This is a genomic window from Microbacterium horticulturae (assembly GCF_029094505.1).
In the GTDB taxonomy this organism is placed as follows: Bacteria; Actinomycetota; Actinomycetes; order Actinomycetales; family Microbacteriaceae; genus Microbacterium; species Microbacterium horticulturae.
Window position 1 is genome coordinate 1,310,577 of sequence record NZ_CP119108.1, and the last position, 26,612, is coordinate 1,337,188.

Here is a 26,612-nt window from a genome sequence, read left to right on the forward strand (position 1 = left end):
GAAGGAACACCATGACCACCGTCACCGAGACCACCACCCTCACGCAGATCCCGCACGTCATCGGCGGCCAGCGCGTCGACCCCGGCGAGCGCCGCGGCACCGTCTACAACCCGTCGCACGGCGTGCCCACCGGCGAGATCGGCCTGGCCGACGCCGCCCTGGTCGCCGAGGCCGCACGGGTCGCCGCCGAAGCGCAGAAGAAGTGGCGCGACGTCGGGCTGGTCAAGCGTGCGCAGATGATGTTCCGCGTGCGCGAGATCATCACCTCCCGCGCCGAAGAGCTGGCCCGCATCATCACCGCCGAGCACGGCAAGACCGTTGCCGACGCGCTCGGCGAGGTGGCGCGCGGGCTCGAGAACGTCGAGTTCTGCACCGGACTCATGCATCACCTGAAGGGCGAGTACTCCGAGCAGATCGCCACCGGCCTCGACGTGCATCAGGTGCGGCAGCCGCTGGGCGTCGTCGCGTGCATCACGCCGTTCAACTTCCCCGCGATGCTGCCGCTGTGGATGGTCCCCACAGCGATCGCCGCCGGCAACGCCGTGATCCTCAAGCCCAGCGAGCGCGACCCCTCTGCCGCGGTGTGGCTGGCCGACGCTTTCCGCGAGGCGGGACTGCCCGACGGCGTGCTCAACGTCGTGCACGGCGACAAGGGCACCGTTGACGCGATCCTCGCCGACCCCACGATCAAGGCCGTCTCGTTCGTCGGGTCGACGCCCATCGCCAAGTACATCTACACCGAGGCCGCCGCCCACGGCAAGCGGGTACAGGCACTCGGCGGGGCGAAGAACCACATGGTGGTCATGCCCGACGCGGATCTGGATGCCGCGGCCGACGCCGCCGTCTCAGCCGGGTTCGGCTCGGCCGGCGAACGCTGCATGGCGATCTCCGCGGTCGTCGCCGTCGGCGACGTGGGCGACGAGCTGGTCGCCAAGGTCGCCGAGCGCATGAAGGGCCTGAAGATCGGCGACGGCTTCGACCCCGACAACGAGATCGGACCGCTCATCACCGACGCGGCCCGCGAGCGCGTGCGTGGCTTCGTCGCGGGCGCCGAGCCTGAGGGTGCCCGGCTCGTCGTCGACGGGCGCGAGCAGCAGTTCGACTCCGACGGCTTCTTCCTCGGGGCATCCCTTGTCGACGAGGTCAAGCCCGGCATGGCCGTGTACGACGAAGAGGTCTTCGGCCCCGTGCTCTCGGTCGTGCGGGTGGACAGCTACGACGAAGCCGTGCAGATGATCAACGACAACCCGTACGGCAACGGCACGGCGATCTTCACGCGCGACGGTAAGACGGCCCGTCAGTTCGAGTACGACATCCAGGTCGGAATGGTCGGCATCAATGTGCCCATCCCGGTGCCGGTCGGATCGTTCTCGTTCGGCGGCTGGAAGAACTCGCTGTTCGGCGACACGCACATGTACGGGTCGGAGGCCTTCAACTTCTACACGCGCCGCAAGGTCGTCACGAGCCGCTGGCCCGAGCCGAGCGAGAGCCAGATCAGTCTGGGCTTCCCGACGCACTGACGGCCCGCGCCAGTTTGGAGTCGGATGCCGCGACCCGGCCGCCCGCGGCGGTCACCAGCGCGTCCACCGCGGTGAAGAACGCCGCGGGGTCCGCGGGGGCGGCCGGCCCCAGCTCGACCTCCCACTCACGCCAGCTCGACGATGCGCCGCTGCGCTCGTCGACGGCGCGCACGTGATCGTCGACCACCTCGGCGACCAGGCCGCCGGCGTCGTCGCGCAGTGCATACGCGACGCGCTCGTTGCGGATGCGCGCGAGCGGCAGGAAGGGCCCCGTCGACCAGCGCGCGAGAGCCGCGGCCACCTCGACAGGCACGTCCTCGTTGGAATCGGCGCCCAGGGGCCAATGCCACTCGTGCTTGCCCTCGGGAGCGGACGCCTTGATGTGCCAGCCGGCATCGGGGCCGCCCTCGCGTCGGCGCACCGCCACGCGGGCGGCGCTCAGCGCGAGGTCGGCGGTGTCGAGATACCGGGCGTCGAGGGCACGGTGCTCTGCAGCATCCACCCTCGTCACCAGCCGGAGCGCGGTCCAATCCGGCAGCTGCGCCGCCTCGTCGACGTCGTACTTGCGCTCGACCTCGAGTGAATGATTCGCGTCGGCGCTCACTCGTCCCGGCTGTCGGGGTCGGGGTTGATGTCTTCGGTCGCCTCGTCGTAGACGAACCGCGTCTCGGTGGGGCCGTCATGGGCCCCGGTGTTCTCCTCGGCGCCGGCTCGGCGATAGATGAGCTGCCCCTCTCCGTAGGGGATGATGAGCGAGTCGCTCACTCCCGGTTCGAGCGGGATGATCTGCCCGTCAAGCGGGCCTCCGGCAAGACGTGCGATGGCCATGCATTCAGGTTACTGTCTTCGGCACGGAAAAGAACGACGCCGCCCTCGGCTTCGAGCAGGGCGGCGTCGTCGTACGGCGGACAGTCTAGAGGTTGATCATGTGCCCCGCCAGGCCGTGGAAGGCCTCCTGCAGCGCCTCCGACAGCGTCGGGTGCGTGTGCACGTTGCGGGCGGCCTCGAGAGCGGTGAGGTCCCACTTCTGCGCGAGGGTCAGCTCGGGCAGCAGCTCGGAGACGTCGGGGCCGACCATGTGGCCGCCCAGCAGCTCGAGATGCTCGCCGTCGGCGATGAGCTTGACGAACCCGATGGGCTCGCCGAGGCCGTTCGCCTTGCCGTTGGCCGAGAACGGGAACTTCGCGACCTTCACGTCATAGCCGGCGTCGCGCGCCTGCTGCTCGGTGAGGCCGAACGAGGCGACCTGCGGCGAGCAGAACGTGGCACGCGGCATCATACGGTAGTCGCCCAGCGTCATGGTCTCGGCGCCGGCGATGGTCTCGGCTGCCACGACCGCCTGCGCCTCGGCCACGTGGGCCAGCTGCAGCTTGGCGGTGACGTCGCCGATCGCGTAGATGTGCGGCACGTTCGTGCGCATGTAGTCGTCGATGTCGATGGCGCCGCGCTCGGTGAGCTTCACACCCGTCTTGTCGAGGTCGAAGCCCTCGACGTTCGGTGCGAAGCCGACCGACATGAGCACCTTCTCGGCCTCGAGTGAGCCCGCCTCGCCGTCTTTGCCGGTGTAGGTGACGGTGACCTTGTCGCCCGAGTCCTCGACCTTCTCGACCTTGGTCGAGGTGAGGATGTCGATGCCGTAGCCCTTGTACTGCTTGGTGATCTCCTTCGAGACCTCGACGTCTTCGTTGGGCAGCGCACGGTCGAGGAACTCGACGATCGTGACGTCCACGCCGTAGTTGCGCAGCACGTAGGCGAACTCCATGCCGATGGCGCCGGCACCGACGATGACGATCGACTTCGGCAGCTCGCGGGAGAGGATCTGCTCCTCGTACGTCACGATGTTGCCGCCGATGGTCACGCCCGGCAGGCTGCGCACGGTGGAACCGGTCGAGATGATCGCGTTGTCGAACGTGACCTCTTCGGTCGAGCCATCGGACTTCGTCACAGTGATGGCGTTCGGGCCGGTGAACGAGCCGCGACCCTCGTACTCCGTCACCTTGTTCTTCTTCATCAGGAAGTGGATGCCCTTGACATGGGTCTCCGAAACCTTGCGGCTGCGGTCCCAGGCCACTCCGAAGTCGAAGTGAACATCGCCGGAGATCCCGAACAGGTCGGCCTTGTGGAGCACCTGGTGGGCGAGATCGGCGTTCTTCAGGAGCGCCTTGGAGGGGATGCAGCCGACGTTGAGGCACACACCGCCCCAGTACTTCTCTTCGATGATGGCCGTGTTAAGGCCGAGCTGGGCGCTGCGAACGGCCGCGACGTATCCGCCGGGACCGGCGCCGAGGATGACGACGTCATAGTGTGGCATGTCTCCAGCCTACTGGTCGTCGGGACGGCGTGAACGGGTCACCAGGAGCAGGATGACCCCCGCGACGATGACGACGAGCACGATGCCGCCGATGATCCACGGCACCGGCGAGCTCTGTGCCGTCGCCGACGTCGACGACGTGATGTCGCCGGTCGCGCAGGGGGAGGGGGATGCCGTGGCCGCCGCGTCGCCGACGGTGAACGAGAACTCGCCCGAGACGGGGTGCCCGTCGCGCGAGACGACCCGCCACAGCACCGTGATCGGGCCGGTGGCCGTGCCCGAGATCTTCTGGGTGACCACGTTGTCGGCGATCTCGACGGCGCCGTCGTCGATGACGGTGCACGAGGCATCCATCACCTTCACCTGATTCGCCTCGGCACCGGCGTCTTGCACGACGTCGTTGAAGGTGAGCGTCACCTTGTCGGGCAGGGTCGCCACCGTGGACCCGTTCTCGGGGTCCGTCGACAGCAGCTGGTCGTGGGCGGAGGCGGGGGCTGCGATGCCGAGCACGGCGATGGCGGCCAGGAGGGCGGAGGCGATGGCGGTGGAGACTCTCACGGGCCGGAGCCTACCCGCCGTGGTGAGGAGGGGGCTGGAGAAGTGGACATCGGTCGGCTCTCTTCAATAGGGTCGAATCGGTTAGTCTTGGGGGAAGGGAGGACGCCGTGGAAGAGAACCGCCGTCACGACATCGGTGACATCCACCGCGGTCAGAGCACGCCCGCACGCGCGTCGGCAGACACGACGCAGACGTTCGGTCATGACTCCGACCTGTCGTTCGTCCCGTTCGGTGCCGACCTCTCGGATGCAGAGCTGAACGCCATCGACGCACTGCCCGCGGGAGCGGCGCTTCTCATCGTGCGCTCCGGTCCGACCGCCGGTGCCCGGTACCTCCTCGACAACGACGTGATGACCGTGGGCCGCCACCCTGAGGCCGACATCTTCTTCGACGATGTTACCGTCTCGCGTCGGCATGCCGAGATCACGCGCGATCGCAGCCGATTCGAGATCGTCGACCAGCGGTCGCTGAACGGCACGTACGTGAACGGCGAACGCGTCGATCGGGCGGGCCTGGCCAACGGCGACGAGGTGCGCATCGGAAAGTTCCGTCTCAACTTCTTCGGATCCCCCGCCGACCTCGCCGCCGACGCGGAGAAGTGATGGCAGCGGCCTCCGCCCCCCGTCGCACGGCGAACGGGGGAGCACTGAGCATCGGCCAAGTGCTGGCCCGGCTGAGCGGAGACTTCCCAGGGCTCACGGCGAGCAAGCTGCGCTTTCTCGAGGTGCAGGGCATCGTGACGCCGCTGCGCACCGAGTCGGGCTACCGCAAGTTCACCCCCGACGATGTCGAGCGACTGCGCCTCGCGCTGACGCTGCAGCGCGACCACTACCTGCCGCTGGCGCGCATCCGCGAGTACATGGACGACGTGGACGCCGGCCGCTCACCGGCGGCGCCGACGGTCGTGCCGCCCTCGATCACGCCGCAGCCGCGGCGCTACCGCCGTGACGAGCTGCTGCGCGCGGCCGGGGCGAGTCCGCAGCTGCTCAACGACGCCATCAGCACCGGGGTGATCGGTGCGGCCGACGGCTTCACCGACCAGACCCTCGGGGTGTTGCGCTCGCTGGTCGCCCTCGAGCGCCACGGCATCGAGCCGCGCCACATCCGCACGCTGCGACAGTCGGTCGACCGCGAGGTCGCTCTGATCGAATCGGCGCTCGCGCCCCTGCTGCGGCGGACGGATGCCGCGTCGCGAGGGCGCGCGGGAGAACTGGCGCCCGAGCTGGCCGCGCGGCTGGCCGACGTGCGCTCGCACTTCGTGCGCAGCGCGCTCGAGCGGCTCGTCCGGTGACCGGCGCGCGACACGCCGCAGCCGGAACGCCGATGTCGTTGCCCGCGACGCGAAGCTCATCTACCGTGGATTCATTCCATGCGAAATCGGAAGAGGGGGATCTCCATGACCGCTGAGGATGCCACAGGCGAACAGCGGTTCGCGGTCGACCTCCTGTTCACCGACGGACTGCCGGCGATGGACGACGAGGTCGGATATCGCGGCGCCGTCGCCGCGCGCGCCGCCGGAATCACCTACCGCCAGCTCGACTACTGGGCCCGTACCGAGCTCGTCGAGCCCACCGTGCGCAGCGCCAAGGGCTCGGGTACGCAGCGGCTCTACGGCTTTCGCGACATCCTCGTGCTCAAGCTCGTCAAGCGGCTTCTTGACACCGGCATCTCCCTGCAGCAGATCCGCACTGCCGTCGAGCAGCTGCGCGCCGCGGGCATCCGCGACCTCGCCGGCACCACGCTCATGAGCGACGGCGCGTCGGTCTACCTGTGCACCTCGAACGATGAGGTCATCGACCTCGTCAGCCGCGGCCAGGGCGTGTTCGGCATCGCCGTGGGCAAGGTGCTCACCGAGGTCGAGTCGACGCTCCTCGACTTCGACCCGCAGAAGCCCGACCCGGTCGACGAGCTGGCAGCCCGGCGCGCCAAGCGCACCGCGTAGCGTCGCCTTCTCCGGTCGCTGACCGCGCCGCGTGGCAGCGAGTCGGAACGCCGTGCTGCACAGCACGCGGAATGGACGCCGTTCCATGCCTGCCGGCCGCGCAATGGCGTCCACTCCGCGCGGCCTGGGGCCGCGGCATCCACTCTCCGTCGTCGCGCGCGTCAGACGACGGCGGAGCCGTCCGGCGCCGGGATGCGTCCGGTGCGCATGACGCGGTCCAGCAGTGCGTCGAAGTCGGCCGCGAGCTCCTGCGCGGAGTCGCCCGGCCAGATGTGCAGCGGCTTGGCCGCACCCTGCGCCTGCTGCAGCGACGTTCGCTCGGGCAGCTGCGGGGTCAGCACCAGCGGCCCGAACATGTCGCGCAGCTCCTTGATGCGGAACTGGTGCTCGATCGACTGCGGGCGCACGCGGTTGACGACGATGCCCAGCGGCTGCAGACGCGGCGACAGGCCGCGGCGGATCTCTTCGATCGCGCGCAGCGCGCGGTCGGCGGCCGCGACGGAGAACAGGCCCGGCTCGGTGACGACGATCACGCGGTCACTGGCCGCCCACGCAGTGCGCGTGAGGGCGTTCAGCGACGGCGCGCAGTCGACCAGCACGAGGTCGTAGTCGGCCTCGACGGCGGCGAGGGCCTCTTCGAGCTTCCAGACGTCGCGCACGCTCGGGTGCGGGCCGTCGAAGTTGATCGCAGACGGGCTGCCGATCATGACGTCGATCGTGCCCGGATGCACCTTGGCCCAGCCGCTGGAGGTGATCGCCTGGCGGACGACCTTCTCCTTCGGATTCGCCAGGACGTCGGCGACGTTGAGCCGCCCGGCGACCTGGATGTCCATGCCCGTGGACACGTCTGACTGCGGGTCGAGGTCGACGACGAGAGTCCGCACGCCCCGGGCGAACGCCGCAGAGGCGAGCCCGAGGGTCACGGTCGTCTTGCCGACACCACCCTTGAGTGAGCTGACGGAGAGGACGTGCACAAGGCCCTACGTTACCGTCCCGTAGTCTGAGAAGACACTCAGCCACTTCCGGTGTTCGCCCAGGTCGGACGGATGCCGCCCGTATCGGAGGTCGCATGTTCTCGAAGATCCTGGTCGCCAACCGAGGCGAGATCGCCATCCGAGCCTTCCGAGCCGCCTTCGAGCTGGGCGCCCGCACGGTCGCCGTCTTCCCTTACGAGGACCGGCATTCGCTGCACCGGCTGAAGGCCGACGAGGCGTACCAGATCGGCGAGCAGGGGCACCCGGTGCGCGCCTACCTCGACGTCGACGAGATCGTCCGCGTCGCCAAGGAGGCGGGCGCCGACGCTATCTACCCGGGGTACGGATTCCTCTCCGAGAACCCCGAGTTGGCGGCCAAGGCCGCCGAGGCCGGCATCACCTTCATCGGGCCGCCCGCATCGGTTCTTGAAATGGCGGGTAACAAAGTCGAGGCCAAGCACCACGCTATCTCGGCGGGCGTTCCGGTTCTCCGCTCGACCGAGGCCTCCGATGACATCGACGCGCTGGTCGCGCAGTCCGACGAGATCGGCTTCCCGCTGTTCGCGAAGGCGGTCGCCGGCGGCGGCGGACGAGGGATGCGGCGGGTCGAGACCAAGGAAGAGCTGGCCCCGGCACTTGCCGAGGCCATGCGCGAGGCCGGGAGCGCCTTCGGCGACGAGCGCATGTTCCTCGAGCAGGCGGTGCTGCGGCCTCGCCACATCGAGGTGCAGGTGCTCGCCGACAGCCAGGGTGAGACCGTGCACCTGTTCGAGCGCGACTGCTCGATGCAGCGCCGCCACCAGAAGGTGGTCGAGATCGCGCCGGCCCCGAACCTCGACGACGAGATCCGCGGCCGGCTGCACCGGCACGCCGTCGCGTTCGCGAAGTCGATCGGCTACCAGAACGCCGGGACGGTGGAGTTCCTCCTCGAGACGGCGGGGGAGCGCGCCGGCGAGGTCGTCTTCATCGAGATGAACCCGCGCATCCAGGTCGAGCACACTGTGACGGAAGAGATCACCGACGTCGACCTCGTGCAGTCGCAGATGCGGATCGCCGCCGGGCAGACGCTGCACGAGCTCGGCCTCGAGCAGGACGACATCCGGCTGCGCGGCTCGGCGGTGCAGTGCCGCATCACGACCGAGGACCCGTCGCAGGGCTTCCGCCCCGACACCGGCAAGATCACGACCTACCGCTCGCCGGGTGGTGCCGGCATCCGCATCGACGGCGGCACGACCGCCGCGGGCTCGCAGATAGGCCCGCACTTCGACTCGATGCTGGCCAAGCTCATCTGCCGCGGCCGCGACTTCCCCTCGGCGGTCAAGCGCGCGCGTCGGGCGCTCGCGGAGTTCCGCATCCGCGGCGTCGCCACCAACATCCCGTTCCTGCAGGCGGTGTTCGACGACCCTGAGTTCCTCGCCGGTGACGTGTCCACGCTGTTCATCGAGGAGCGCCCCGAACTTCTGCGTGGTCGCGTGTCGAAGGACCGCGGAACGAAGATCCTGAACTGGCTCGTCGACACCACGGTGAACAAGCCCCACGGCATCAACCCGATCAGCATCGACCCGGCCACCAAGCTGCCTTCCATCGACCTGACCGAGCCCGTCGTCGACGGTTCGCGGCAGCGGCTGCAGAAGCTCGGCCCCGCCGGCTTCGCCGCCGACCTGCGGCAGCGCACGGCGCTGGCGGTGACCGACACGACCTTCCGCGACGCACATCAGTCGCTGCTGGCCACCCGGGTGCGCACGAAAGACCTGGTTGCGGCGGCGCCGTACGTGGCGCGGCTGACGCCCCAGCTGCTGAGCGTCGAAGCCTGGGGCGGGGCGACGTACGACGTCGCGCTGCGATTCCTCGGCGAAGACCCGTGGGAGCGCCTCGACAAGCTGCGCGAGGCGATGCCCAACATCGCGATCCAGATGCTGCTGCGCGGTCGCAACACGGTCGGCTACACGCCCTACCCGACCGAGGTCACCGATGCGTTCGTGCGCGAGGCCGCGGCGTCCGGTGTTGACATCTTCCGCATCTTCGACGCGCTCAACGACGTCAGCCAGATGCGCCCGGCGATCGACGCGGTGCTCGGCACCGGAACCGCCGTCGCCGAGGTCGCGCTCTGCTACACGGGCGACCTGCTGAACCCGTCCGAAGACCTGTACACGCTCGACTACTACCTGGGTCTGGCCGGGCAGATAGTGGATGCCGGAGCGCACATCCTCGCGATCAAAGACATGGCGGGCCTTCTCAAGCCCGCCGCCGCCGCGAAGCTCGTCGGTGCGCTGCGCGAGCGGTTCGACGTGCCGGTGCACGTGCACACGCACGACACCGCAGGCGGGCAGCTCGCCACGCTGCTGGCGGCCAGCGCCGCCGGCGCTGACGCGGTCGACGCCGCCGCGGCGCCGATGTCGGGCACCACGAGCCAGCCGTCGCTGTCGGCACTGGTCGCGGCGATGGCCCACACCGAGCGTGACACCGGGCTCGACCTGACCGCGGTCAGCGACCTCGAGCCCTACTGGGAGGCCGTGCGGCACCTGTACGGGCCGTTCGAGTCGGGGCTGCCCGGCCCCACAGGCCGCGTGTACCGCCACGAGATCCCCGGCGGGCAGCTGTCGAACCTGCGCCAGCAGGCCATCGCGCTGGGGCTGGCTGACGACTTCGAGCTCATCGAGGACATGTACGCCGCCGCAAACGACATCCTCGGCCGGGTGCCCAAGGTGACCCCGTCGTCGAAGGTCGTCGGCGACCTCGCGCTGCACCTGGCGGCCGTCAAGGCCGATCCCGCCGATTTCGCCGAGCACCCGGAGAAGTACGACGTGCCCGACTCGGTGGTCTCGTTCATGGCCGGCGAGCTGGGTGACCTGCCCGGCGGATGGCCCGAGCCGTTCCGTACGAAGGTGCTCGCCGGGCGCGACCCGAAGGTGTCGCTCACGCCGATCACCGCGGCGCAGGAGGAGGCGCTGGCCGGTGACTCCGCGACGCGGCGCGGCATGCTCAACGAGCTGCTGTTCCCGGCCCCGACGAAGGTGTTCCGCCAGCAGCGCGAGCAGTTCGGCGACCTCAGCGTGCTCGACACCGCCGACTACCTGTACGGGCTCGTGCCCGGCACCGAGCACGTCGTCGACCTCGAACGCGGCGTGCAGCTGTACGTCGGACTCGAGGCCATCGGCGAAGCCGACGACAAGGGTATGCGCTCGGTGATGACGACGCTCAACGGCCAGCTGCGGCCGGTGTTCGTGCGTGACCGCAGCATCACCGTCGAGGCGCGTCAGGCCGAGAAGGCCGACACCTCCAAGCCGGGCCAGGTGGCCGCTCCGTTCTCGGGTGCGGTCACGGTCAAGGTCGCCGAGGGCGACGCGGTCGAAGCCGGTCAGCCGGTCGCCTCGATCGAGGCGATGAAGATGGAGGCGGCCATCACCGCCCCGGTCGCCGGCGTCGTCGAACGGCTCGTGCTCAACGGCACGGCGCAGGTCGAGGCGGGCGATCTTTTGGTCGTGATCAGGCCCGGGCAGTAATCTGTAGGGCGGGTTCACCCGAGCCCCGTTTCTTTGGAGACTCTCGCTTTGACGCCCGATCACACTGACCCCACGTCGTCCGACGCCGACGAACGCGGTGTCCTCGACGACGCGACACGCACCGACACGTCTGCGCTCGGCTTTCTCGGAGCCGCGACCGCCCAGGTGAGCGTGTCGCTGCCCACCTCCGATGAAGACGACCTCGCCGACGACGATGTCATCGGCGACGAGGTCGTGCTGGACGACCCCGAGGCCGAGGATGAGGTCGAGCCGGCCGCGTCACCGGTCGTCGATGCGAAGGCGGTCGCCGGCGTCGGGACGGTCGAGACCTCGGAGACTGAGACCGCAGAGGCCGAGATCGAAGTCGTCGAGGCCGAGATCGAGCCCGCCGACGACGAACCGGAGACAGTGCCGGACGTGGAGTCGGAGTCGGATGTGGATGCCGCGCCGGCCGCCGAAGCGATTCCCGAAGCGCCCGCCGCCGAGGCTGCACCGGTCGTCGCCGAGCCTGTCGTGGAGGCCGCAGCCGCGGCATCCACCACTCTCGACGACGTCGCGGGGGTCGACCCTGTTCCCGAGGCGGCCGCTGTTGGTAGCGTGGCAGACGACGCGGCGGATGCCCTCGTGCATGCCGTCGCCCCGGTCGACGAGGAGGCGGACGTGGACGAAACCCGTGCGGAGCGCGCGCACGCCGTGGAGCGCGTTCGCACGCGCCGGCCCGAGTTGAACCTCGCGTCCAAGCGCCTCAATCAGTTCGAGGCCGACACCGAAAGCTCCGATCTTCTCACGCCCGACCGCCTGCTCGAGCCGGGCCGGCTTTCACGGCCCGAGCCGGAGGGCGCGTGGCAGCACTTCGTGTACTCGCTCTCGGGCGGGCGCATCAACCTCGGCGACGGCAAGCGTGCGCGTGCCCGTAAAGAGCTGTCGACCCGCATCGCGGCGCCGCTGGCCGGCGGCGCGCGCTTCGTGCCGGTGCTGTCGCGCAAGGGCGGTGTGGGCAAGACCACGATCACCACGCTGCTCGGAATGGCGCTGGCCGATGCCCGTGACGACCGCATCATCGCCATCGACGCCAACCCCGACCGGGGCACGCTGGCCGAGCGCATCACGCGGCACAACGGCAAGACCGTGCGCGACCTGGTGCGCATGAAAGACAGCGTCTCGGGCTACAACGACGTGTCGACGATCGTGGCGCGCGACGAGACGCGCCTCGACGTGCTCGCCTCGGATGCCGACCCGCAGGTGTCGGTCGCGTTCAGCGACGACGACTACGAAGACGTCGCGAAGCTCGCCGCGCACTACTACTCGGTGGTGCTCACTGACACCGGCACCGGCATCGTGCACTCGGTCATGGGTGCGACCCTGGGACTGGCCGACCAACTCGTCGTGGTGGCGGGCCTGAGCGTCGACGAGGCGCGGCTCGCGTCCGAGACGCTGACCTGGCTGGAGAGCAACGGCTACGCCGGCAAGGCGCGCAACGCGGTCGTGGTGCTGAACAACGCGCGTCCCGGCGCGCCGCTCGTGCGCGAAGACGAGCTCGAGGCGCACTTCCGCACGCGCGTGCGCCAGGTGGTGCGCATGCCGTACGACGCAGCCATCGGCACCGGCAGCGCGATAGTGTTCCACGACCTGCAGCCCGAGACCCGCGAGGCCGCCCGCGCGCTCGCGGCGACGGTCGTCGAGGGCCTGCGGACTCCGGCCGCGGCAGCCTGACGCATGACGGTTCGGCAGATCCGCCTCTTCGGCGACCCCGTGCTGCGCAGCGAGTGTGCCCCGGTGGGCGACCTCGACGACGGCGTGCATGCGCTGGTCGACGACCTCGTCGAGACCGTGCAACTGCCCGGCCGTGCCGGCGTCGCCGCGCCGCAGATCGGGGTCGGCGTGCGGGCGTTCAGCTACAACGTGGACGGTGAGATCGGCTACGTGCTCAATCCGGTGCTCGTGGAGACCTCCGGCGAGCCCGAGCTGATCGGGGAGGGGTGCCTGTCGGTGCCCGGTCTCTGGCACGACGTGCTGCGCTACCCGCACGCCAAGGTCACCGGCATCGACGTCGACGGCAACCCGATCGAGGTCGAGGGCGACGGCGTGCTCGCGCAGGCGCTGCAGCACGAGACCGACCACCTCGACGGCAAGCTCTACATCGACCGGCTCGAGTCGGCGGAGCGCCGCATCGCCATGCGCGAGATCCGCGAGTCCGACTGGTTCTGAGCGTCCCGGGGCTGCCCTGCGCCCGTCGGTGGTCGCCGCGGCTCCCGGCTCCTCTCGGGCAAATTCATATGAATTTGTCCTGTGCACATCAAACCGGCGGCGGTTCGATGTGCACAAGACGGTTTGATGTGCACGGCGGCTGAGCGGCGGTTCCTCCACAGGCGGGGTGCTGCCGCGAGTTCTCCACGGATCTCCCGATCTGCCCTCACGCCCTGCGGCAGTTCGCGAGCATGGAGGCCATGCGCAAGCGCCACGAACCGTCGACCCTTCAGGCAGCACTGCACTCGCGGGCGGGTCTGCTCGCCATCGGGTGGTCAGACAAGAAGCTGAGGACAGCGGTCAAGCAGAAGACCGTGCGCCGGGTGCACCATGGCTGGTATATCTCCCAGCCGCTCTGGGATGAGCTGTTCTGGGAGCAGCAGCACCTCGCACACGTCATGGCAGTGGTCGCCGACGCCGAGGACGAGCTCGGACCCGTTGTGGCCCATGAGTCGGCGGCCGTTGTCCACGCGCTTCCGCTGTATCGCGAATGTCCTCCGCGCGTGCACGTCCTCTGCATCGGCGACGCACGGTCTTCGAGCACGCCGGACGTCTTCCGCCATACGGGGCCCATCGACGCTTCCGAGATCACCGAGATCGATGGCATTCGCTGCACCTCGCTCGCGCGAACGGTCGTCGATGTCGCCCGGACCGCAAAGCTCGAGACTGCCGTGGCGTGCGCAGACGCCGCGTTGCGTCGAGTCGCGGTCACCGATGCGAACGATCAGTGGGCCTACGACGAGGACGCCGCGAACGAGCTGCGGCGCGAGATGCACGCTGTGCTCGACCGCATGCCTGGCGCACGTGGCGCTCGACGGGCGCGGTGGGTCATCGATTTCGCAGATGGTCGCGCTCAGCTGCCGGGGGAGAGCGTCAGTCGCCTGCGCCTGGTGCAGATCGGGTTCTGTGTTCCTGATGTTCAGGTCCGTATCGAAGGGCCCGGTGATTCGTTCTACGTCATCGACATCGACGCCGAACGGTGGTGGGCGGAGTTCGACGGCAATGGCAAATACCTCGACCGCGACATGCGAAACGGTGCGTCGATCGAGCAGGTCATCCTCGCCGAGAAGAAGCGCGAGGACTGGATCCGTGCACGCACCGATCGGTTGACGGTGCACCTCGCGGACGAGCACGTCCGGACGGTCGACTCCTGTGTCCGGCGACTGGCCGAGTACGGCATCCAAGCGCCTCGACGGCGGCCGACGCCTGACCCGGGACCGCCCGCGCCCGGGTGTTGAGTGTCACCATCGTGCCAGCGCACATGGCGTGCGAGCGCACATGGCGTGCGAGCGCACATGGCGTGCGAGCGCACATGGCGTGCGAGCGCACATGGCGTGCGAGCGCACATGAAACTGTCCCATGCACACGAAACCGGCGGGCGGTTTGATGTGCGTGGGACAGATTCATATGAATTCGCCGGAGAGACGGGGCGGGATGCCGCAGCCCGGCCCACCACGTCAACCCCGGCCGACACCGCCCATACCGAGCAGCCCGGTCAGCCCGGCCAGCCCAGACCGCCTACCCAGGCCAGCCCGGACCCGCGCCGCTACTTCAGCGAGACGTTCGTGGTCTCTACCGGGACGTTGTAGATCTCGTCGATCGTGCCCGCGAAGTCCTTGAGGATGGCGTGGCGCTTGATGCTGAACTTCGGCGTGAGGTGGCCGCTCTCCTCGGTCCACTCCGTTGGCAGGATCGTGAACTTGCGGATCGACTCGGCGCGCGAGACGAACTTGTTCGCCTCGTCAATCGCGCGCTGCACCTCGGCCCGCACCTCCGGCGCGGCCGCGGCCTCTTCGAGCGTCATGTCGGCGCGCAGCCCGTTGTTGCCCAGCCACGTCGGCAGCATCTCGCTGTCGAGCGTGATCAGCGCCGCGATGAACGGCCGCTTCTCGCCGACCACGACCACCTGGCTCACCACGGGGTTGGCGCGGATGGGGTCTTCGAGGATCGCCGGCGCGACGTTCTTGCCGCCCGCCGTGACGATGATCTCCTTCTTGCGGCCGGTGATGGTCAAGAACCCGTCCGCATCGAACGACCCGATGTCGCCGGTGCGGAACCAGCCGTCGTCGAACGCCGCCGCCGTGGCCTCGGGGTTCTTCCAGTACTCGCGGAAGACGTTGATGCCCTTCACCTCGACCTCGCCGTCGTCGGCGAGCCGCAGCGAGACGCCCGGCAGCGCGGGGCCGACGGTGCCGATCTTCGTCTTGGTCGGCAGGTTCACGGTCGCCGGGGCGGTCGTCTCGGTGAGGCCGTAGCCCTCGAGAACCTTCACGCCGAGGCTCGCGAAGAAGTGCCCGAGACGCTCGCCGAGGGGCGCCGAGCCCGAGATCGCGTAGACGACACGTCCGCCCATCGCCTCGCGCAACGTGCTGTAGACGAGCTTGTCGAAGACCTTGAACTTCAGGCCCAGCCAGAACGGCACCTTCGCGCCCGATTCGACCAGCCGTGAATGCTCGATGGCCACCTTCGCCGCCGAGCGGAAGATCTTGCCCTTGCCGCCGGACTCTGCCTTCTGCTCGGCGGAGTTGTAGACCTTCTCGAACACGCGCGGCACCGCCAGCAGGAACGTCGGCTTGAACGAACCGAGCGCGGGCAGCAGCTGCTTGGTGTCGGGCTGGTGGCCGGTCTTCACTCCGGCGTGCACGTCGAGGATCGAGATGAATCGCGCAAACACGTGGGCGGTCGTGATGAACAGCAGGGTGGATGCGCCCGGGGTCTCGACGACCTCGTGCAGCGAGCGCGCGGAGTTGCGCGCCAGCTCGACGAAGTTCGAGTGCGTGAGCACGCAGCCTTTCGGGCGCCCCGTGGTTCCGGCGGTGTAGATGAGCGTCGCGATGTCGTCGGCGTTCGCGATCTGGCGGCGCCGCTCGATCTCGTCGTCCGCCACCGATGCTCCTTGCGCGCGCAGCTCGTCGAGCGCGCCGGTGTGCATGCTCCACGCGACGCGGATGAGCGGCAGGTCGGCGCGGGCCTCCTCAAAGCGCTCGGTGTGCTCGGGCAGCTCGGTCAGGCACGCGATGGCGCCCGAGTCGGAGAGATCCCAGTGGATCTGCGCGGATGAGCTCGTCTCGTAGACCGGCACCATCACGGCGCCCGCGTAGAACAGCGCGAAGTCCACGAGCGTCCACTCGTAGGTCGTGCGCGCGACGAAGCCGACCTTGTCGCCGGGCTCGATGCCGGCGGCGACGAAGCCCTTGGCCAGCTCGATCACCTGGCGACGGAACTCGGCGGCCGTGACATCCCGCCATCCGTCCCCTTCGGGCACGGCGAACAGCGCGAGCTCCGGCGTGGCCGCAACGCGCTCTTCGAGCAGATCGGTGATGTTCTCGTTCGGATCGGCGGGGACGATCACGGGGGCGTGGAACTCGGCGGCGGGGGTCATGCCGGCATCTCCTTCGGTACCGTTCGGGCTATTGCTGTGCCCTGAGTCTAGCCGGTGGCGCTGCGCGGCCGGTCTGGGATTCAGTCTCATGAATGACGATACGCGATCTCGCCGCGGCATCCGATTCCACGAATGCGGAGGAGGGATGCCGCAAGGCGGCGCGACCCCGCTGGGTAGACTCGTCCACCGGAGGGGAGGTCCATGTTCTACTGGCTCATGAAGTACGTGGTGATCGGCCCGATCGTGAAGGCGATCTTCCGCCCGTGGGTCGTCGGTCGCCGCAACGTGCCGGTGTCGGGCGCGGCGATTCTGGCCAGCAACCACCTCTCCTTCGTCGACTCGGTCTTTCTACCCCTGATGATCGACCGCCCGGTCGCGTTCCTGGCCAAGAGCGACTACTTCACCGGCCGGGGGATCAGAGGCTGGGCGACGCGACTGTTCATGAAGGCGACCGGACAGCTGCCCATCGACCGCTCCGGCGGCAAGGCGTCCGAGGCGTCGCTGAACACCGGTCTGCAGGTGCTCGGCCGCGGCGAACTGCTCGGCATCTATCCGGAGGGCACCCGCAGCCCCGACGGCCGGCTGTATCGCGGCCGCACCGGCATCGCGCGCATGGCGCTGGAGGCCAAGGTGCCCGTGATCCCGGTGATCATGGTCGACACCGACACCATGATGCCGATCGGCACGACACTGCCGCGCATCGCCCGCGTGGGCGTCGTGATCGGCGAGCCGATCGACTTCTCGCGCTACGCGGGCATGGAGAACGACCGGTACATCCTGCGCTCGGTGGTCGACGAGATCATGGTCGCTCTGCAGCGGCTCGGGCAGCAGCGCTATGACGACGTGTACGCCTCCACGGTGAAGGATCGCCTGCCGTCATCTGCGGAAGGCTGAGCGAGCCCGGCGGATAGACTGGCGGGATGCTGCAGCATCTCGACGCGCTCGACCATTGGCGGACTCTGCCCATCAAGCAGCAGCCGCTGTGGGGCGACCCCGATGCGGTGGCTGCGGCATCCAGCGAGATCGCCACGATGCCCCCGCTCGTCTTCGCCGGCGAGGTCGACCATCTGCGCGCGAAGCTCGCCGCGGCCGCGGCCGGCGGGGCGTTCCTGCTGCAGGGCGGCGACTGCGCCGAGACGTTCGCCGGCGCGACGGTCGACAAGATCCGCAACCGCATCAAGACGGTGCTGCAGATGGCCGTCGTGCTCACGTACGGCGCCTCGATGCCCGTGATCAAGATGGGGCGCATGGCGGGGCAGTTCGCCAAGCCGCGGTCGAGCGACACCGAGACGCGGGGGGATGTCACGCTGCCGGCCTACCGCGGTGACATCGTCAACGGCTATGACTTCACCGAGGGGTCGCGCGTCGCCGACCCGCAGCGGCTGCTGCGCGGCTACCACACGGCCGCCTCGACGCTGAACATCATCCGCGCCTTCACGCAGGGCGGGTTCGCCGACCTGCGCGAGGTGCACAGCTGGAACCAGGGCTTCGCGCAGAACCCCGCCAATCAGCGCTATGAGCGCCTGGCCGCTGAGATCGACCGCGCCATCAAGTTCATGGCCGCCGCGGGTGCCGACTTCGACGAGCTCAAGCGCGTCGAGTTCTACACCGGCCACGAGGGCCTGCTCATGGACTACGAGCGGCCCATGACCCGCATCGACTCGCGGACCGACCTGCCGTACAACACCTCGGCGCACTTCCTCTGGATCGGCGAGCGGACCCGCGACCTCGACGGCGCCCACGTCGACTACTTCTCGCGCATCCGCAACCCGATCGGCGTGAAGCTCGGCCCCGCCACGACCCCCGAGACGGCCCTGGCGCTCATCGACAAGCTCGACCCCGAGCGCGAGCCGGGCCGGCTCACGTTCATCACCCGCATGGGCGCCGGCAAGATCCGCGACGCGCTGCCGCCGTTGCTGCAGGCGGTGAAGGATGCCGGTGCCACACCCCTCTGGGTCACCGACCCCATGCACGGCAACGGGATCACGACGCCCACCGGATACAAGACGCGCCGCTTCGACGACGTCGTCGACGAGGTGCGCGGGTTCTTCGACGCCCATCGCGAAGCGGGGACGTTCCCCGGCGGCATCCATGTCGAACTCACCGGCGACGACGTCACCGAGTGCCTGGGCGGCTCGGAGCACATCGACGAAGACACCCTGGCGACACGGTACGAGTCGCTGTGCGACCCGCGCCTGAACCACATGCAGAGCCTCGAGCTCGCGTTCCTGGTGGCCGAGGAGCTCGAGAAGCGCTGAGCCGGAGGCCACGGCGGCCTGCGGCTTGAGTTCCCGGCGTCCGGCCGCCGTGCGGCGTGCTGTCACGGTGCGGTGTCCTGTTGCGGTGTCCTGTTGCGCTGCGCTGCGCCCCGCCACGATGCGCCGCCCCGCCACGCGCGTACGACTCCGCGAGAACACGTCTGTGCACGCTTTTGTGCGCTTCCTGCGTGCATAAGCGTGTTGTCGCGGAACGGGGCACCGTGGTCGGAGGCGTACGGGCAGGGGGATGCCGCGGCTCCAGCTCCGCGAGAACACGCCTGTGCACGGTGCAGCCGCGAGAAGGCGTGCACGAGAGTGTTCTCGTGAAGGAAGGAGCTCGTGGCGGGGCGCCCTGTGGATAACTTCGGAGGCACCGCCGCGGAACCGAGCAGGATCGAGGGATGCCGCATCCACCACTCTCATCGGAGTTCCTCGGGACATCGTTCACCTTCGCCGAGGCTCGAGCAGCGGGGGTCGCGCGACGGCGCCTCGCCCACGTCGACGTCGGCCATCCGTTTCGTGGCGTGTACACGCAGGGCGTGGATCTGACCGACCTCGAGCAGCGGTGTCTGGCTCTGCGACCGCATCTGCGCGCAGAGCACTGGTTCAGCCACGTGACGGCTGCGCGGTTGTGGGGCATACCGCTGCCCTGGGCCGAGGCCGATGACGACCCGCTCGACGTGTTGGTGATCGGCACGCACCACCCGGCGCGCCGGGCGCAGGTTCGCGCATGGGAGACCGCCGATCCCGAGGTGGGGCGTGAGATCCGGGGCCGTGTTCCGCTCGTGGCCGCGCACGAGGCCTGGTGTCAGGTGGCCGCTCTCGCCGGGGACGAGCGCATCTCTGACGACCGGCTCGTCGCCGCAGCCGACTACGTGCTCAGCGGCGTCTACCACCCGATGACAGACACCTGGTCCCCGCTGAGCACGCGCGAAGAACTCGAGAATGCGGTCACCCGGAGGAAGGGACGTCGCGGCTCGAGGCGCATGCGCGCCGCTCTCGAGCGTGCCCGCGGGACGGTCGGCTCGGTCATGGAAACCCTGCTGCGTCTCGGACTCATCGGCCACGGCCTGCCCGAGCCAGAGCGGCAGGTTCCTGTAGACACCGCCGTCGGGCTTCTGCATGCCGACTTGGGATACCCTGCGGCCCGCCTGCTCATCGAATACCAGGGCGACGAGCATCGCATATCGCGGGAGCGGTGGCTGCGCGACCTGACGAGGGCCCAGCTCTTCGAAGACGCCGGGTTCCGCACCATGTTCGTCGGGGCGGACGACGTCCTCCCGGACTGCACGGCGCTCGCGGCGCGGGTTCGGCGGGCGCTCGCGGGGCGTTCGTTCGGCGGGTGACGCCGAACAGACTCCACGAGAACACGTTCGTGCACGGTTTTGGCGGGCAAGGGTGTGCAGAGACCTGTTCTCGCGTTATGGGAGGGGGCAGGGGTGGATGCTGCGACCGGCGCCCGCGGACGGGGCGGGATGCCGCGACCGGAGCGCGAAGGACGGGGAGTGGATGCTGCGACCGGCGCCCGCGGACGGGGCGGGGATACCGCAACCGGCGCCCGCGGACGGGGACGGATGCCGCGATCGGCCTTCGCGGCGCGGGCGCTCGCGGGTCCTTCGTTCGGCGGGTGACGCCGAACAGCCTCCACGAGAACACGTTCGTGCACGGTTTTAGCGGGCAAGGGCGTGCAGAGACGTGTTCTCGCGTCAGGGGAGGGAGAGGATGCCGCCCGCGATCGGCCCGCGAGGGGCGGTGGATGCCGCGACCGGCGCCCGCGGACGGGCGAGAACCGGCGGCAAGCGGCCGCGCCGCCACGGCACAGGTTCGCCGTCAGAACGAGCCGCTGATCTTCAGCTCGATCGTCGTACCCGACGCGCACAGGGTGCCGTCGCCGTTGCACGTCGATCCGTCGACGGGGGACTGTGAGGTGACCTTGGTGACGCCGTTGATGACCGCATCCCACAATCCGTTGTAGGTCGCGCGGAATCCCGCCTGCGACAGCGTCTGCTTCGCCTCGTCGCGGGTCTGACCCGTGACATCGGGCACCTCGAACAGCTGCGGCCCCTTCGAGATGACGAGCGTCGTCTTGTCTCCGGGGCGCCACGAGCCGCCGCCGTCACGGTCCGCCATGCTGATGACGGTTCCCTTCGCGGCGGAGTCGCTGTACTGCTCGGAGTGCGCGGTGACGGTGATGCCCTTGTCTTCGAGCTTGGCCACGGCGTCATCCAGCGACATCCCGATCACGCTCGGCAGGGCGCCGAGCGACACCGACAGCGTCGCGGAGTCGCCCTGGTGCACGGTGCAGCCCTTGGCGCAGTCGACGTCTTTGCCGCCGTCGGCGGGGTGCACGACGGCGCCGATCACGGTGCCTTCGTCATCGTCGGTGTAGAAGGTCTTGCTCTTCTCGGCGACGGTGATGTGCTGCGCGCCGAACGTCGCGCGCGCGTCCTTCTCCGGCATGCCCTCGAGCGTGTCGATCGTGGCTTCGGCGGGTCCCAGAGAGACCGTCACGGTCACGGTCGCGTCCTTGTCGAGACGAGTGCCCGGCCCGGGGTCGGTGGAGATCACCCGGCCCGCGGCGACGTCCAGGCTGTTCTGACCGGCCTTCTTCGCGCCCAGCTGCTGTTCGGCCAGCGACGCCTTGGCCTGCGCGAACGTCTTGCCCGCCACGGTCGGCACGATCACCTGCGATCCCGGTCCCGATCCGAACCACAGACCGATGCCCGCCGCGACGACGGCCAGCACGATCACGATCGCGAACAGCCACCAGCCCTTCGCCCGGCGACGGCCGGCCTGGTGTCGCAGCCGGGTGGAGTTGTCGTCGCCCTCGACGGGGGTATCGACCTCGACGCTGGGCGGCAGCACTTTCGTCAGCTCGCCCGTGTCGAGATGATCGGATGCCGCGACCCCCGCGACGGCGAGCGTGCGCTGCACCTGCGGGGCGATCCCCAGCTGCTGCTCGATCTCGCGCAGCCGCGCGAGCATCACGCCGGCGTCGGTGGGTCGATCATCGGGAGACTTCTCGGTGGACCACAGCACGAGCTCGTCGAGCGGCTCGGGAACGCCGGGGTTGCGCACGCTGGGGCGGGGGACCGACTCGGTCGCGTGCTGGAACGCGATCTGCATCGGCTGCTCGCCCTTGTAGGGCTGCTCACCGGTGAGCATCTCGTAGAGCATGATGCCCAGCGCGTAGATGTCGCTACGGGCGTCGGCGGTGCCGCGCGTGACCAGCTCGGGCGCGAGGTACGCGATGGTGCCCAGCAGCATCTGCCCGCTGCCGGTGTTGGCGGTCGTGGCGCGGGCGAGCCCGAAGTCGCCGATCTTGATGCGGCCATCCTCGGCCAGCAGCACGTTCTCGGGTTTCACATCACGGTGCACGATGTTCGCGCGGTGCGCCGCCGACAAGCCCGACAACACGGCGTCCATGATCGTCACCGCCTGCGCGAGGGTCAGTCGCTTCTGCTCGCGCAGCAGTTCGCGCAGCGTGATGCCGGGAAGGTACTCCATGACCAGATAGGCCATCTCGCCCTCTTGGCCCTGGTCGAACACATTGACCACGTGCGGGTCGGCCAATCGCGCGGCCGCACGCGCCTCCTGGATGAACCTGCTCTGGAAGACGGCGTCGTCGCTGAGGTGGCTGTGCATGACCTTCAGAGCCACGCGACGCTCCAGGCGCAGGTCGGTCGCGACGTATACGGTGGCCATTCCGCCCCGGGCGATGCGCGCGCGAACCCGGTATCGGCCGTCGACGAGACGCCCGATGAGAGGATCGGCCTGCGCGCTGGTGGTCACCCTCGAAGTCTACGGAGAACCGGCCGACACCCTGCGCAGCGGCTCACTTGATCGCCGCGAGCCAGGCGTACGCGGGCTTCTCCCACTGCGCGTACCGGTCGGGGTACGCCGAGATCTGCACGGCCTGCGCCGCCTCGGTGAAGCTCATCTTCTCCCAGCCGGCGATGTCGAGCAGGCCGCGCGTGCGTGTGCCGTTCGGATCCGACGGTCCGCCGAAGAAGGCGCGGATCGCGCGGTCGGCGTCGCGCACCTGCGCCGCCGTGCCCCAACCGGTGCTCGGACGCTGCTGGAAAAGGCCCAGCGAGTCGCGGTCGCCGTAGTCGAGGTTTCGCAGCCCCGACTCCTGCATGGCGGTGCCCAGGGCGATGGCGATGCCCCGGTTCGACACCCCGAGCTGCCGCCCGATGCGCACGATGAGGCGGGCGTTCGCCGCCTGTTCGGTCGTCAGCCCGGCGATCCCGCTGGTGGGGATCTTCACGGTCTGACCGGGATAGATGATCGAGGTGAAGTCCATGCCGTTGGCCTTCAGCAGCGCCGCCACGCTCACGCCGTGCTTGGCGGCGATCCCCGACATCGTGTCGCCGGTGTGCACCGTGTAACGCTGGCCGGGCAGAACCGTGCCGCCCGAGGTCGACGTGCTCTCGGTGGGCGTCGTCTTCTTGCTGGGCGTCGCTTTCTTGCTGGGCGTCGCCTTCGTCTCGGTCTTCTTCTTCGTCGACGAGGACGACGTGGATGCCGCAGCCGCCGTCGTCGTCCCGGGGATCGTGATCTTCTGCCCGGGGTAGATGATCGACGACCAGCGCAGCCTGTTGGCGGTCAGCAGCGTCTGCGTGGCCAGGCCGTGCGCCCGGGCGATGCCGCTGATGGTGTCTCCCGAGCGCACCGTGTACGAGCCCGACGGCTTCGAGGTCTTCGTGGTCTTCGCGGGCTTCGCCGCCGAGGGCGTGCTCGACTTCTTCTTGGGGGTCGAGGCCGTCGCCGCACCGGACGGGGGCGTCAGCCGGATCTTCTGCCCGGGGTAGATCACTGTCGACCAGCTCAGGCCGTTCCAGGAGAGCACGTCGGCGGTGGACAGTCCGTAGTGCTTGGCGATCGCGAAGATCGTGTCACCGCGCACGACCGTGTGGGTCGTCGCCGCGCGCTTGGCGGCCACGCTCGCCAGGGCGGGCGCCATCGCTGCGGCCAGAGCCGCGTCGAGACCCGACACCCGGCCGATCGTCTGCGGCACCAGGTCGGGCGTTGCGGGTGCCTGCCGCGCACGCATGTGCTCGGCGGTGACATCGGCATGCGCTGCGGGCGCGGCCGCGAGCGACAGTGCGAGCGATCCGACGATCGCGGCGGGCAATGCTGCAGTGGTGGTACGACGAATGACGCTGTGCGAATCCGGCACGAGTTCCCCCCTCGGTGACCATCACACGGTGTCACGGATGGTGATTCCTGTCAACGTGTGAGATTTCCGTGGTGCATGTGAACAGTGTGACTACTGTGATCGGGCGACCGAGACCGGCGGCCGTGAGATAGTGGCCTGGTGACCGGTGAGAATGCAGCATCCACTCCGATCGAATGGCTGACCCTGCCCGAGCTCGCCGAGGCTCTCGGCGAGACGCTCGGGCGCGTGCGCAGCATGATCGACGACCGTCAGTTCGTCTCGTCGCGCCGCGAGGGGCCCGTCAAGGTCCCGGCGGCGTTCGTCGTCGACGGCGCACCGCTGTCGTCGCTGCGGGGCACGCTGTTCGTCCTGCACGATGTCGGGTTCACCGACGACGAGGCGATCGACTGGCTGTTCGCGCCGGAAGACACGATCGGGATGCCGCCGATCGAGGCCCTGCTGCAGGGCCGCAAGAGCGAGGTGCGCCGCGTCGCGCGCGCACTGGCCTGACGGTCAGGACGAGCGCACGACCGCCGCGCGGGCGAGATCGCGCAGCCCACTGACGGCCGCGTGGCCCAGCTGCGCGCCAGCGAGGGCGCGGTCGGCGTCGCGCGCGTAGTCGGCGATCAACGCCTCCACGCGCGCAAGCGCTCCGGTGTCGTGGATCGTGCGCTGCAGCGACGCCACCTGCGCGTCATCGAGCTCCGGGTCGCCGAGCAGCTCGTCGACGACGGCACGTGTGCCCGCCGGCAGCGCCTCGCGCGCGTACGCGATGAGAACGGTGCGCTTGCCCTCGCGCAGATCGTCGCCTGCCGGTTTGCCCGTCTCGGAGGCGTCGCCGAAGACGCCCAGCACGTCGTCCCGCAGCTGGAACGCCATGCCGACCGGGTGTCCGAACTGCGAAAGGGCGCGCACCTGGTCATCATCGGCGCCGGCCAGACGTGCGCCGATGAGAAGCGGCTGCTCGACGCTGTAGCGAGCCGACTTGAGCGAGGCCACGCGCAGTGCGCGCTCGGCGTGTTCCGCGTCGGGCGCGGTCGCGTGTGCCGATTCTTCGGCGATGTCCAGGAACTGGCCGATCGTCACGTCGCGGCGCATCGTGGCGTATTGGGAACGGGTGGATGCCGCGATCTCGGCGGAGACGCCCGAGAGGGCGCTCTCCAGCAGGTCGTCGCTGAGGGCGACCAGCAGGTCGCCGAGCAGCAGGGCTCCGGCACGGCCGAACGCCACGGCGTCGCCGCGCCAGCCGGCCGCGGCGTGCGCGCTCTCGATGCGGCGGTGCGCGGACGGACGCCCTCGCCGGGTGTCGGAGTTGTCGATGATGTCGTCGTGCACCAGGGCGGCGGCGTGGAAGACCTCGAGGGCTCCCGCCGCACGGATCACCGCACCGGGAACGGGCGCCGGCGCGGGGGTTGACGACTCCATCACCGCCTGGTAGCCGGTGATGCAGAACCGGGCGCGCAGGCGCTTGCCGCCGGTGACGGCCGCGGCCGCGGCATCCATCATCCGTCCCGCTTCGGCGCCGTATGACGCGGTCTGCGCGCGCTGCGCCGTGAAGAAGGCTTCCATCTGCTGGGAAACGGCCGCAACAGGGTCTGAGAGGGATGCCACAGGCCTAGCCTAGTGATGACAGCCACGAGTAGACTCGTGGGAAAGAGTTCACCCGAGGGGGATGCATGCCACTCTCCGAACAAGAGCAGCGCCTGCTCGATGAGATGGAACGCCATCTCATGCAAAACGACGCCGACGTCGTCCACGCGTCGCGCGATGGCCGCACCCTCAGCTACCGCAACATCGTGTACGGCACGGTGCTCGTGCTCATCGGCCTCGGCGGACTCATCGCCGGGGTCGCGGTCCCGCTCGCCGTTGTCGGAGTCATCGGCTTCGTGCTGATGCTCGGCGGCGTCGTCCTCGCCGTCACGCCGGCCAGAGGCAGCCGAGGCCCACGCGACCGGTCGAATCCGCCGAAGGCCGACAAGCCGGCGTCGTCGTTCATGGATCGCCTGAACGACCGCTGGGACCGTCGACAGGACGGGCGCTGACCGCGCCGCATAACAAGTAAAGACACCAGACACCGACCCTCGGGTCGGTGTCTTTTTTTGTGTCCGGACGGGGGATCCGCGTGGCCGGGAAGCGTGAAGGGGAGCGCCGGGGGAGGAAACACGTCGCCAGTGGTGGTGAAGTGGAGGATAGTGGAGTAAAGTGGCGTGAAACCTCACGGGGGGCCGGACGAAGGGGGGTGATCGGCGATGTTGCTCGGGACGTACACTCCGAAGCTCGACGACAAGGGCCGCGTCATCCTGCCGGCCAAGTTCCGCGATGACCTCGGCGCCGGGGTGGTCGTCACCCGCGGGCAGGAACGCTGCCTGTACGTGTTCGCCACCGACGAGTTCGAGCGCATTCACGAGCGCATCCGTGAGGCGCCCCTGACCAACAAGCAGGCCCGCGACTTCCTGCGGATGTTCCTCTCCGGAGCCAGCGCCGAGAAGCCGGACGGACAGAACCGCATCACCCTCCCCGTTCCGCTGCGGTCGTACGCCGGGCTGCAGAAAGAGCTCGTCGTCACCGGTGTCGGCGCCCACGCCGAGATCTGGGACGCCGATGCGTGGAACGCCTACGCCGAGAGCAACGAATCCGCCTACGCAGAGATGGAGCAGGAGGTGATTCCGGGACTGTTCTGATCCCTGTTCGTGATGCCCAGCCGCTCACGCCCTGACGCACTTCCCCGGCGCCAGGTCAGAGCGGATGGGGATCAG

General features: G+C 69.2%; 23 protein-coding genes. 14 read left to right on the forward strand and 9 right to left on the reverse strand.

Going from position 1 to position 26,612, the window contains the following annotated elements:
* Positions 1–11: 11 nt before the first annotated feature.
* Positions 12–1,520 (forward strand): CoA-acylating methylmalonate-semialdehyde dehydrogenase, encoded by a 1,509-nt coding sequence (locus PU630_RS06155; RefSeq protein ID WP_275279454.1) that lies wholly within the window; start codon positions 12–14, stop codon positions 1,518–1,520.
* Here the strand turns inward: PU630_RS06155 and PU630_RS06160 are convergent.
* From PU630_RS06160 to PU630_RS06175, 4 genes are all read right to left on the reverse strand, one after another.
* Positions 1,495–2,124 (reverse strand): CYTH domain-containing protein, encoded by a 630-nt coding sequence (locus PU630_RS06160; RefSeq protein WP_275279455.1) that lies wholly within the window; start codon positions 2,122–2,124, stop codon positions 1,495–1,497. The genes PU630_RS06155 and PU630_RS06160 overlap by 26 nt on opposite strands.
* Complete coding sequence (locus tag PU630_RS06165) at positions 2,121–2,348, reverse strand: response regulator (protein WP_275279456.1); 228 nt, start codon at positions 2,346–2,348, stop codon at positions 2,121–2,123. Before PU630_RS06165 ends, PU630_RS06160 begins: the two co-directional genes overlap by 4 nt.
* Positions 2,349–2,433: 85 nt before the next feature.
* Positions 2,434–3,831: a dihydrolipoyl dehydrogenase gene (lpdA, locus tag PU630_RS06170; RefSeq protein ID WP_275279457.1), complete on the reverse strand. Its 1,398-nt coding sequence runs from the start codon at positions 3,829–3,831 to the stop codon at positions 2,434–2,436.
* A 9-nt stretch (positions 3,832–3,840) separates the two neighbouring features.
* Entirely contained in the window at positions 3,841–4,389 is a 549-nt protein-coding gene (locus PU630_RS06175; RefSeq protein WP_275279458.1) for a copper resistance CopC family protein, read from the reverse strand.
* 107 nt (positions 4,390–4,496) lie between these two features.
* On the opposite strand from PU630_RS06175, the gene PU630_RS06180 reads away from it, so the two are divergent.
* From PU630_RS06180 to PU630_RS06190, 3 genes are all read left to right on the forward strand, one after another.
* Positions 4,497–4,991 (forward strand): FHA domain-containing protein, encoded by a 495-nt coding sequence (locus tag PU630_RS06180; RefSeq protein ID WP_275279459.1) that lies wholly within the window; start codon positions 4,497–4,499, stop codon positions 4,989–4,991.
* Complete coding sequence (gene ftsR, locus PU630_RS06185) at positions 4,991–5,680, forward strand: transcriptional regulator FtsR (protein WP_275279460.1); 690 nt, start codon at positions 4,991–4,993, stop codon at positions 5,678–5,680. Before PU630_RS06180 ends, ftsR begins: the two co-directional genes overlap by 1 nt.
* A gap of 105 nt (positions 5,681–5,785) precedes the next feature.
* On the forward strand, positions 5,786–6,331 hold the full coding sequence (locus PU630_RS06190; RefSeq protein ID WP_275279461.1) for a MerR family transcriptional regulator: 546 nt from the start codon (positions 5,786–5,788) through the stop codon (positions 6,329–6,331).
* Positions 6,332–6,492: 161 nt separating this feature from the next.
* Here the strand turns inward: PU630_RS06190 and PU630_RS06195 are convergent, their stop codons facing one another.
* The gene (locus tag PU630_RS06195) at positions 6,493–7,305 is read right to left on the reverse strand and encodes a ParA family protein (protein WP_275279462.1); all 813 of its coding nucleotides are present in this window, start codon (positions 7,303–7,305) and stop codon (positions 6,493–6,495) included.
* 95 nt (positions 7,306–7,400) lie between these two features.
* On the opposite strand from PU630_RS06195, the gene PU630_RS06200 reads away from it, so the two are divergent.
* The 4 genes from PU630_RS06200 (at position 7,401) to PU630_RS06215 (ending at position 14,293) form a co-directional block, all read left to right on the forward strand.
* Positions 7,401–10,808, forward strand: coding sequence for a pyruvate carboxylase (locus PU630_RS06200; RefSeq protein ID WP_275279463.1), 3,408 nt, complete (start codon positions 7,401–7,403; stop codon positions 10,806–10,808).
* 48 nt (positions 10,809–10,856) lie between these two features.
* On the forward strand, positions 10,857–12,521 hold the full coding sequence (locus tag PU630_RS06205) for a MinD/ParA family ATP-binding protein (protein ID WP_275279464.1): 1,665 nt from the start codon (positions 10,857–10,859) through the stop codon (positions 12,519–12,521).
* Between the two features lie 3 nt (positions 12,522–12,524).
* Positions 12,525–13,016 carry a peptide deformylase gene (gene def, locus PU630_RS06210; RefSeq protein ID WP_275279466.1) on the forward strand — a complete coding sequence of 164 codons (492 nt, stop codon included), beginning with the start codon at positions 12,525–12,527 and terminating at the stop codon, positions 13,014–13,016.
* A gap of 239 nt (positions 13,017–13,255) precedes the next feature.
* Positions 13,256–14,293, forward strand: a complete 1,038-nt coding sequence (locus PU630_RS06215; RefSeq protein ID WP_275279467.1) for a hypothetical protein — start codon at positions 13,256–13,258, stop codon at positions 14,291–14,293.
* A gap of 308 nt (positions 14,294–14,601) precedes the next feature.
* On the opposite strand, the gene PU630_RS06220 is transcribed toward PU630_RS06215, so the two are convergent.
* The gene (locus tag PU630_RS06220) at positions 14,602–16,437 is read right to left on the reverse strand and encodes an AMP-dependent synthetase/ligase (protein ID WP_275279468.1); all 1,836 of its coding nucleotides are present in this window, start codon (positions 16,435–16,437) and stop codon (positions 14,602–14,604) included.
* Between the two features lie 201 nt (positions 16,438–16,638).
* Here PU630_RS06220 and PU630_RS06225 point away from each other — a divergent pair, with 201 nt between their 5' ends.
* The 3 genes from PU630_RS06225 (at position 16,639) to PU630_RS06235 (ending at position 20,041) form a co-directional block, all read left to right on the forward strand.
* Entirely contained in the window at positions 16,639–17,331 is a 693-nt protein-coding gene (locus PU630_RS06225) for a lysophospholipid acyltransferase family protein (protein WP_275279469.1), read from the forward strand.
* Between the two features lie 26 nt (positions 17,332–17,357).
* Positions 17,358–18,695 (forward strand): class II 3-deoxy-7-phosphoheptulonate synthase, encoded by a 1,338-nt coding sequence (locus PU630_RS06230; protein ID WP_275279471.1) that lies wholly within the window; start codon positions 17,358–17,360, stop codon positions 18,693–18,695.
* A gap of 401 nt (positions 18,696–19,096) precedes the next feature.
* Positions 19,097–20,041, forward strand: coding sequence for a hypothetical protein (locus PU630_RS06235; RefSeq protein WP_275279472.1), 945 nt, complete (start codon positions 19,097–19,099; stop codon positions 20,039–20,041).
* Positions 20,042–20,525: 484 nt separating this feature from the next.
* Here the strand turns inward: PU630_RS06235 and pknB are convergent, their stop codons facing one another.
* Positions 20,526–22,487 (reverse strand): Stk1 family PASTA domain-containing Ser/Thr kinase, encoded by a 1,962-nt coding sequence (gene pknB / locus PU630_RS06240; RefSeq protein ID WP_275279474.1) that lies wholly within the window; start codon positions 22,485–22,487, stop codon positions 20,526–20,528.
* A 43-nt stretch (positions 22,488–22,530) separates the two neighbouring features.
* A complete protein-coding gene (locus PU630_RS06245; RefSeq protein ID WP_428981996.1) occupies positions 22,531–23,832 on the reverse strand; it encodes a LysM peptidoglycan-binding domain-containing protein in 1,302 nt (433 codons plus the stop codon).
* Between the two features lie 183 nt (positions 23,833–24,015).
* Between PU630_RS06245 and PU630_RS06250 the strand changes: the two genes are divergently transcribed.
* Complete coding sequence (locus PU630_RS06250; RefSeq protein ID WP_275279476.1) at positions 24,016–24,366, forward strand: Rv2175c family DNA-binding protein; 351 nt, start codon at positions 24,016–24,018, stop codon at positions 24,364–24,366.
* A gap of 3 nt (positions 24,367–24,369) precedes the next feature.
* Here PU630_RS06250 and PU630_RS06255 read toward each other — a convergent pair whose 3' ends face one another.
* Positions 24,370–25,467, reverse strand: a complete 1,098-nt coding sequence (locus tag PU630_RS06255) for a polyprenyl synthetase family protein (protein ID WP_275279477.1) — start codon at positions 25,465–25,467, stop codon at positions 24,370–24,372.
* A 65-nt stretch (positions 25,468–25,532) separates the two neighbouring features.
* On the opposite strand from PU630_RS06255, the gene PU630_RS06260 reads away from it, so the two are divergent.
* Both PU630_RS06260 and mraZ read left to right on the forward strand, forming a co-directional pair.
* On the forward strand, positions 25,533–25,898 hold the full coding sequence (locus PU630_RS06260) for a DUF3040 domain-containing protein (protein ID WP_275279479.1): 366 nt from the start codon (positions 25,533–25,535) through the stop codon (positions 25,896–25,898).
* A gap of 207 nt (positions 25,899–26,105) precedes the next feature.
* Positions 26,106–26,537: a division/cell wall cluster transcriptional repressor MraZ gene (gene mraZ / locus PU630_RS06265; protein WP_275279480.1), complete on the forward strand. Its 432-nt coding sequence runs from the start codon at positions 26,106–26,108 to the stop codon at positions 26,535–26,537.
* Positions 26,538–26,612: the final 75 nt, after the last annotated feature.

Bases quoted from the DNA above. Each gene is read 5' to 3' on its own strand.
- PU630_RS06155 (WP_275279454.1), top strand. From the start codon at position 12: ATGACCACCGTCACCGAGACCACCACCCTCACGCAGATCCCGCACGTC.
- PU630_RS06165 (WP_275279456.1), bottom strand. From the start codon at position 2,348: ATGGCCATCGCACGTCTTGCCGGAGGCCCGCTTGACGGGCAGATCATC.
- lpdA (WP_275279457.1), bottom strand. From the start codon at position 3,831: ATGCCACACTATGACGTCGTCATCCTCGGCGCCGGTCCCGGCGGATAC.
- ftsR (WP_275279460.1), top strand. From the start codon at position 4,991: ATGGCAGCGGCCTCCGCCCCCCGTCGCACGGCGAACGGGGGAGCACTG.
- PU630_RS06190 (WP_275279461.1), top strand. From the start codon at position 5,786: ATGACCGCTGAGGATGCCACAGGCGAACAGCGGTTCGCGGTCGACCTC.
- PU630_RS06200 (WP_275279463.1), top strand. From the start codon at position 7,401: ATGTTCTCGAAGATCCTGGTCGCCAACCGAGGCGAGATCGCCATCCGA.
- def (WP_275279466.1), top strand. From the start codon at position 12,525: ATGACGGTTCGGCAGATCCGCCTCTTCGGCGACCCCGTGCTGCGCAGC.
- PU630_RS06215 (WP_275279467.1), top strand. From the start codon at position 13,256: ATGCGCAAGCGCCACGAACCGTCGACCCTTCAGGCAGCACTGCACTCG.
- PU630_RS06220 (WP_275279468.1), bottom strand. From the start codon at position 16,437: ATGACCCCCGCCGCCGAGTTCCACGCCCCCGTGATCGTCCCCGCCGAT.
- PU630_RS06225 (WP_275279469.1), top strand. From the start codon at position 16,639: ATGTTCTACTGGCTCATGAAGTACGTGGTGATCGGCCCGATCGTGAAG.
- PU630_RS06230 (WP_275279471.1), top strand. From the start codon at position 17,358: ATGCTGCAGCATCTCGACGCGCTCGACCATTGGCGGACTCTGCCCATC.
- PU630_RS06235 (WP_275279472.1), top strand. From the start codon at position 19,097: ATGCCGCATCCACCACTCTCATCGGAGTTCCTCGGGACATCGTTCACC.
- PU630_RS06260 (WP_275279479.1), top strand. From the start codon at position 25,533: ATGCCACTCTCCGAACAAGAGCAGCGCCTGCTCGATGAGATGGAACGC.
- mraZ (WP_275279480.1), top strand. From the start codon at position 26,106: ATGTTGCTCGGGACGTACACTCCGAAGCTCGACGACAAGGGCCGCGTC.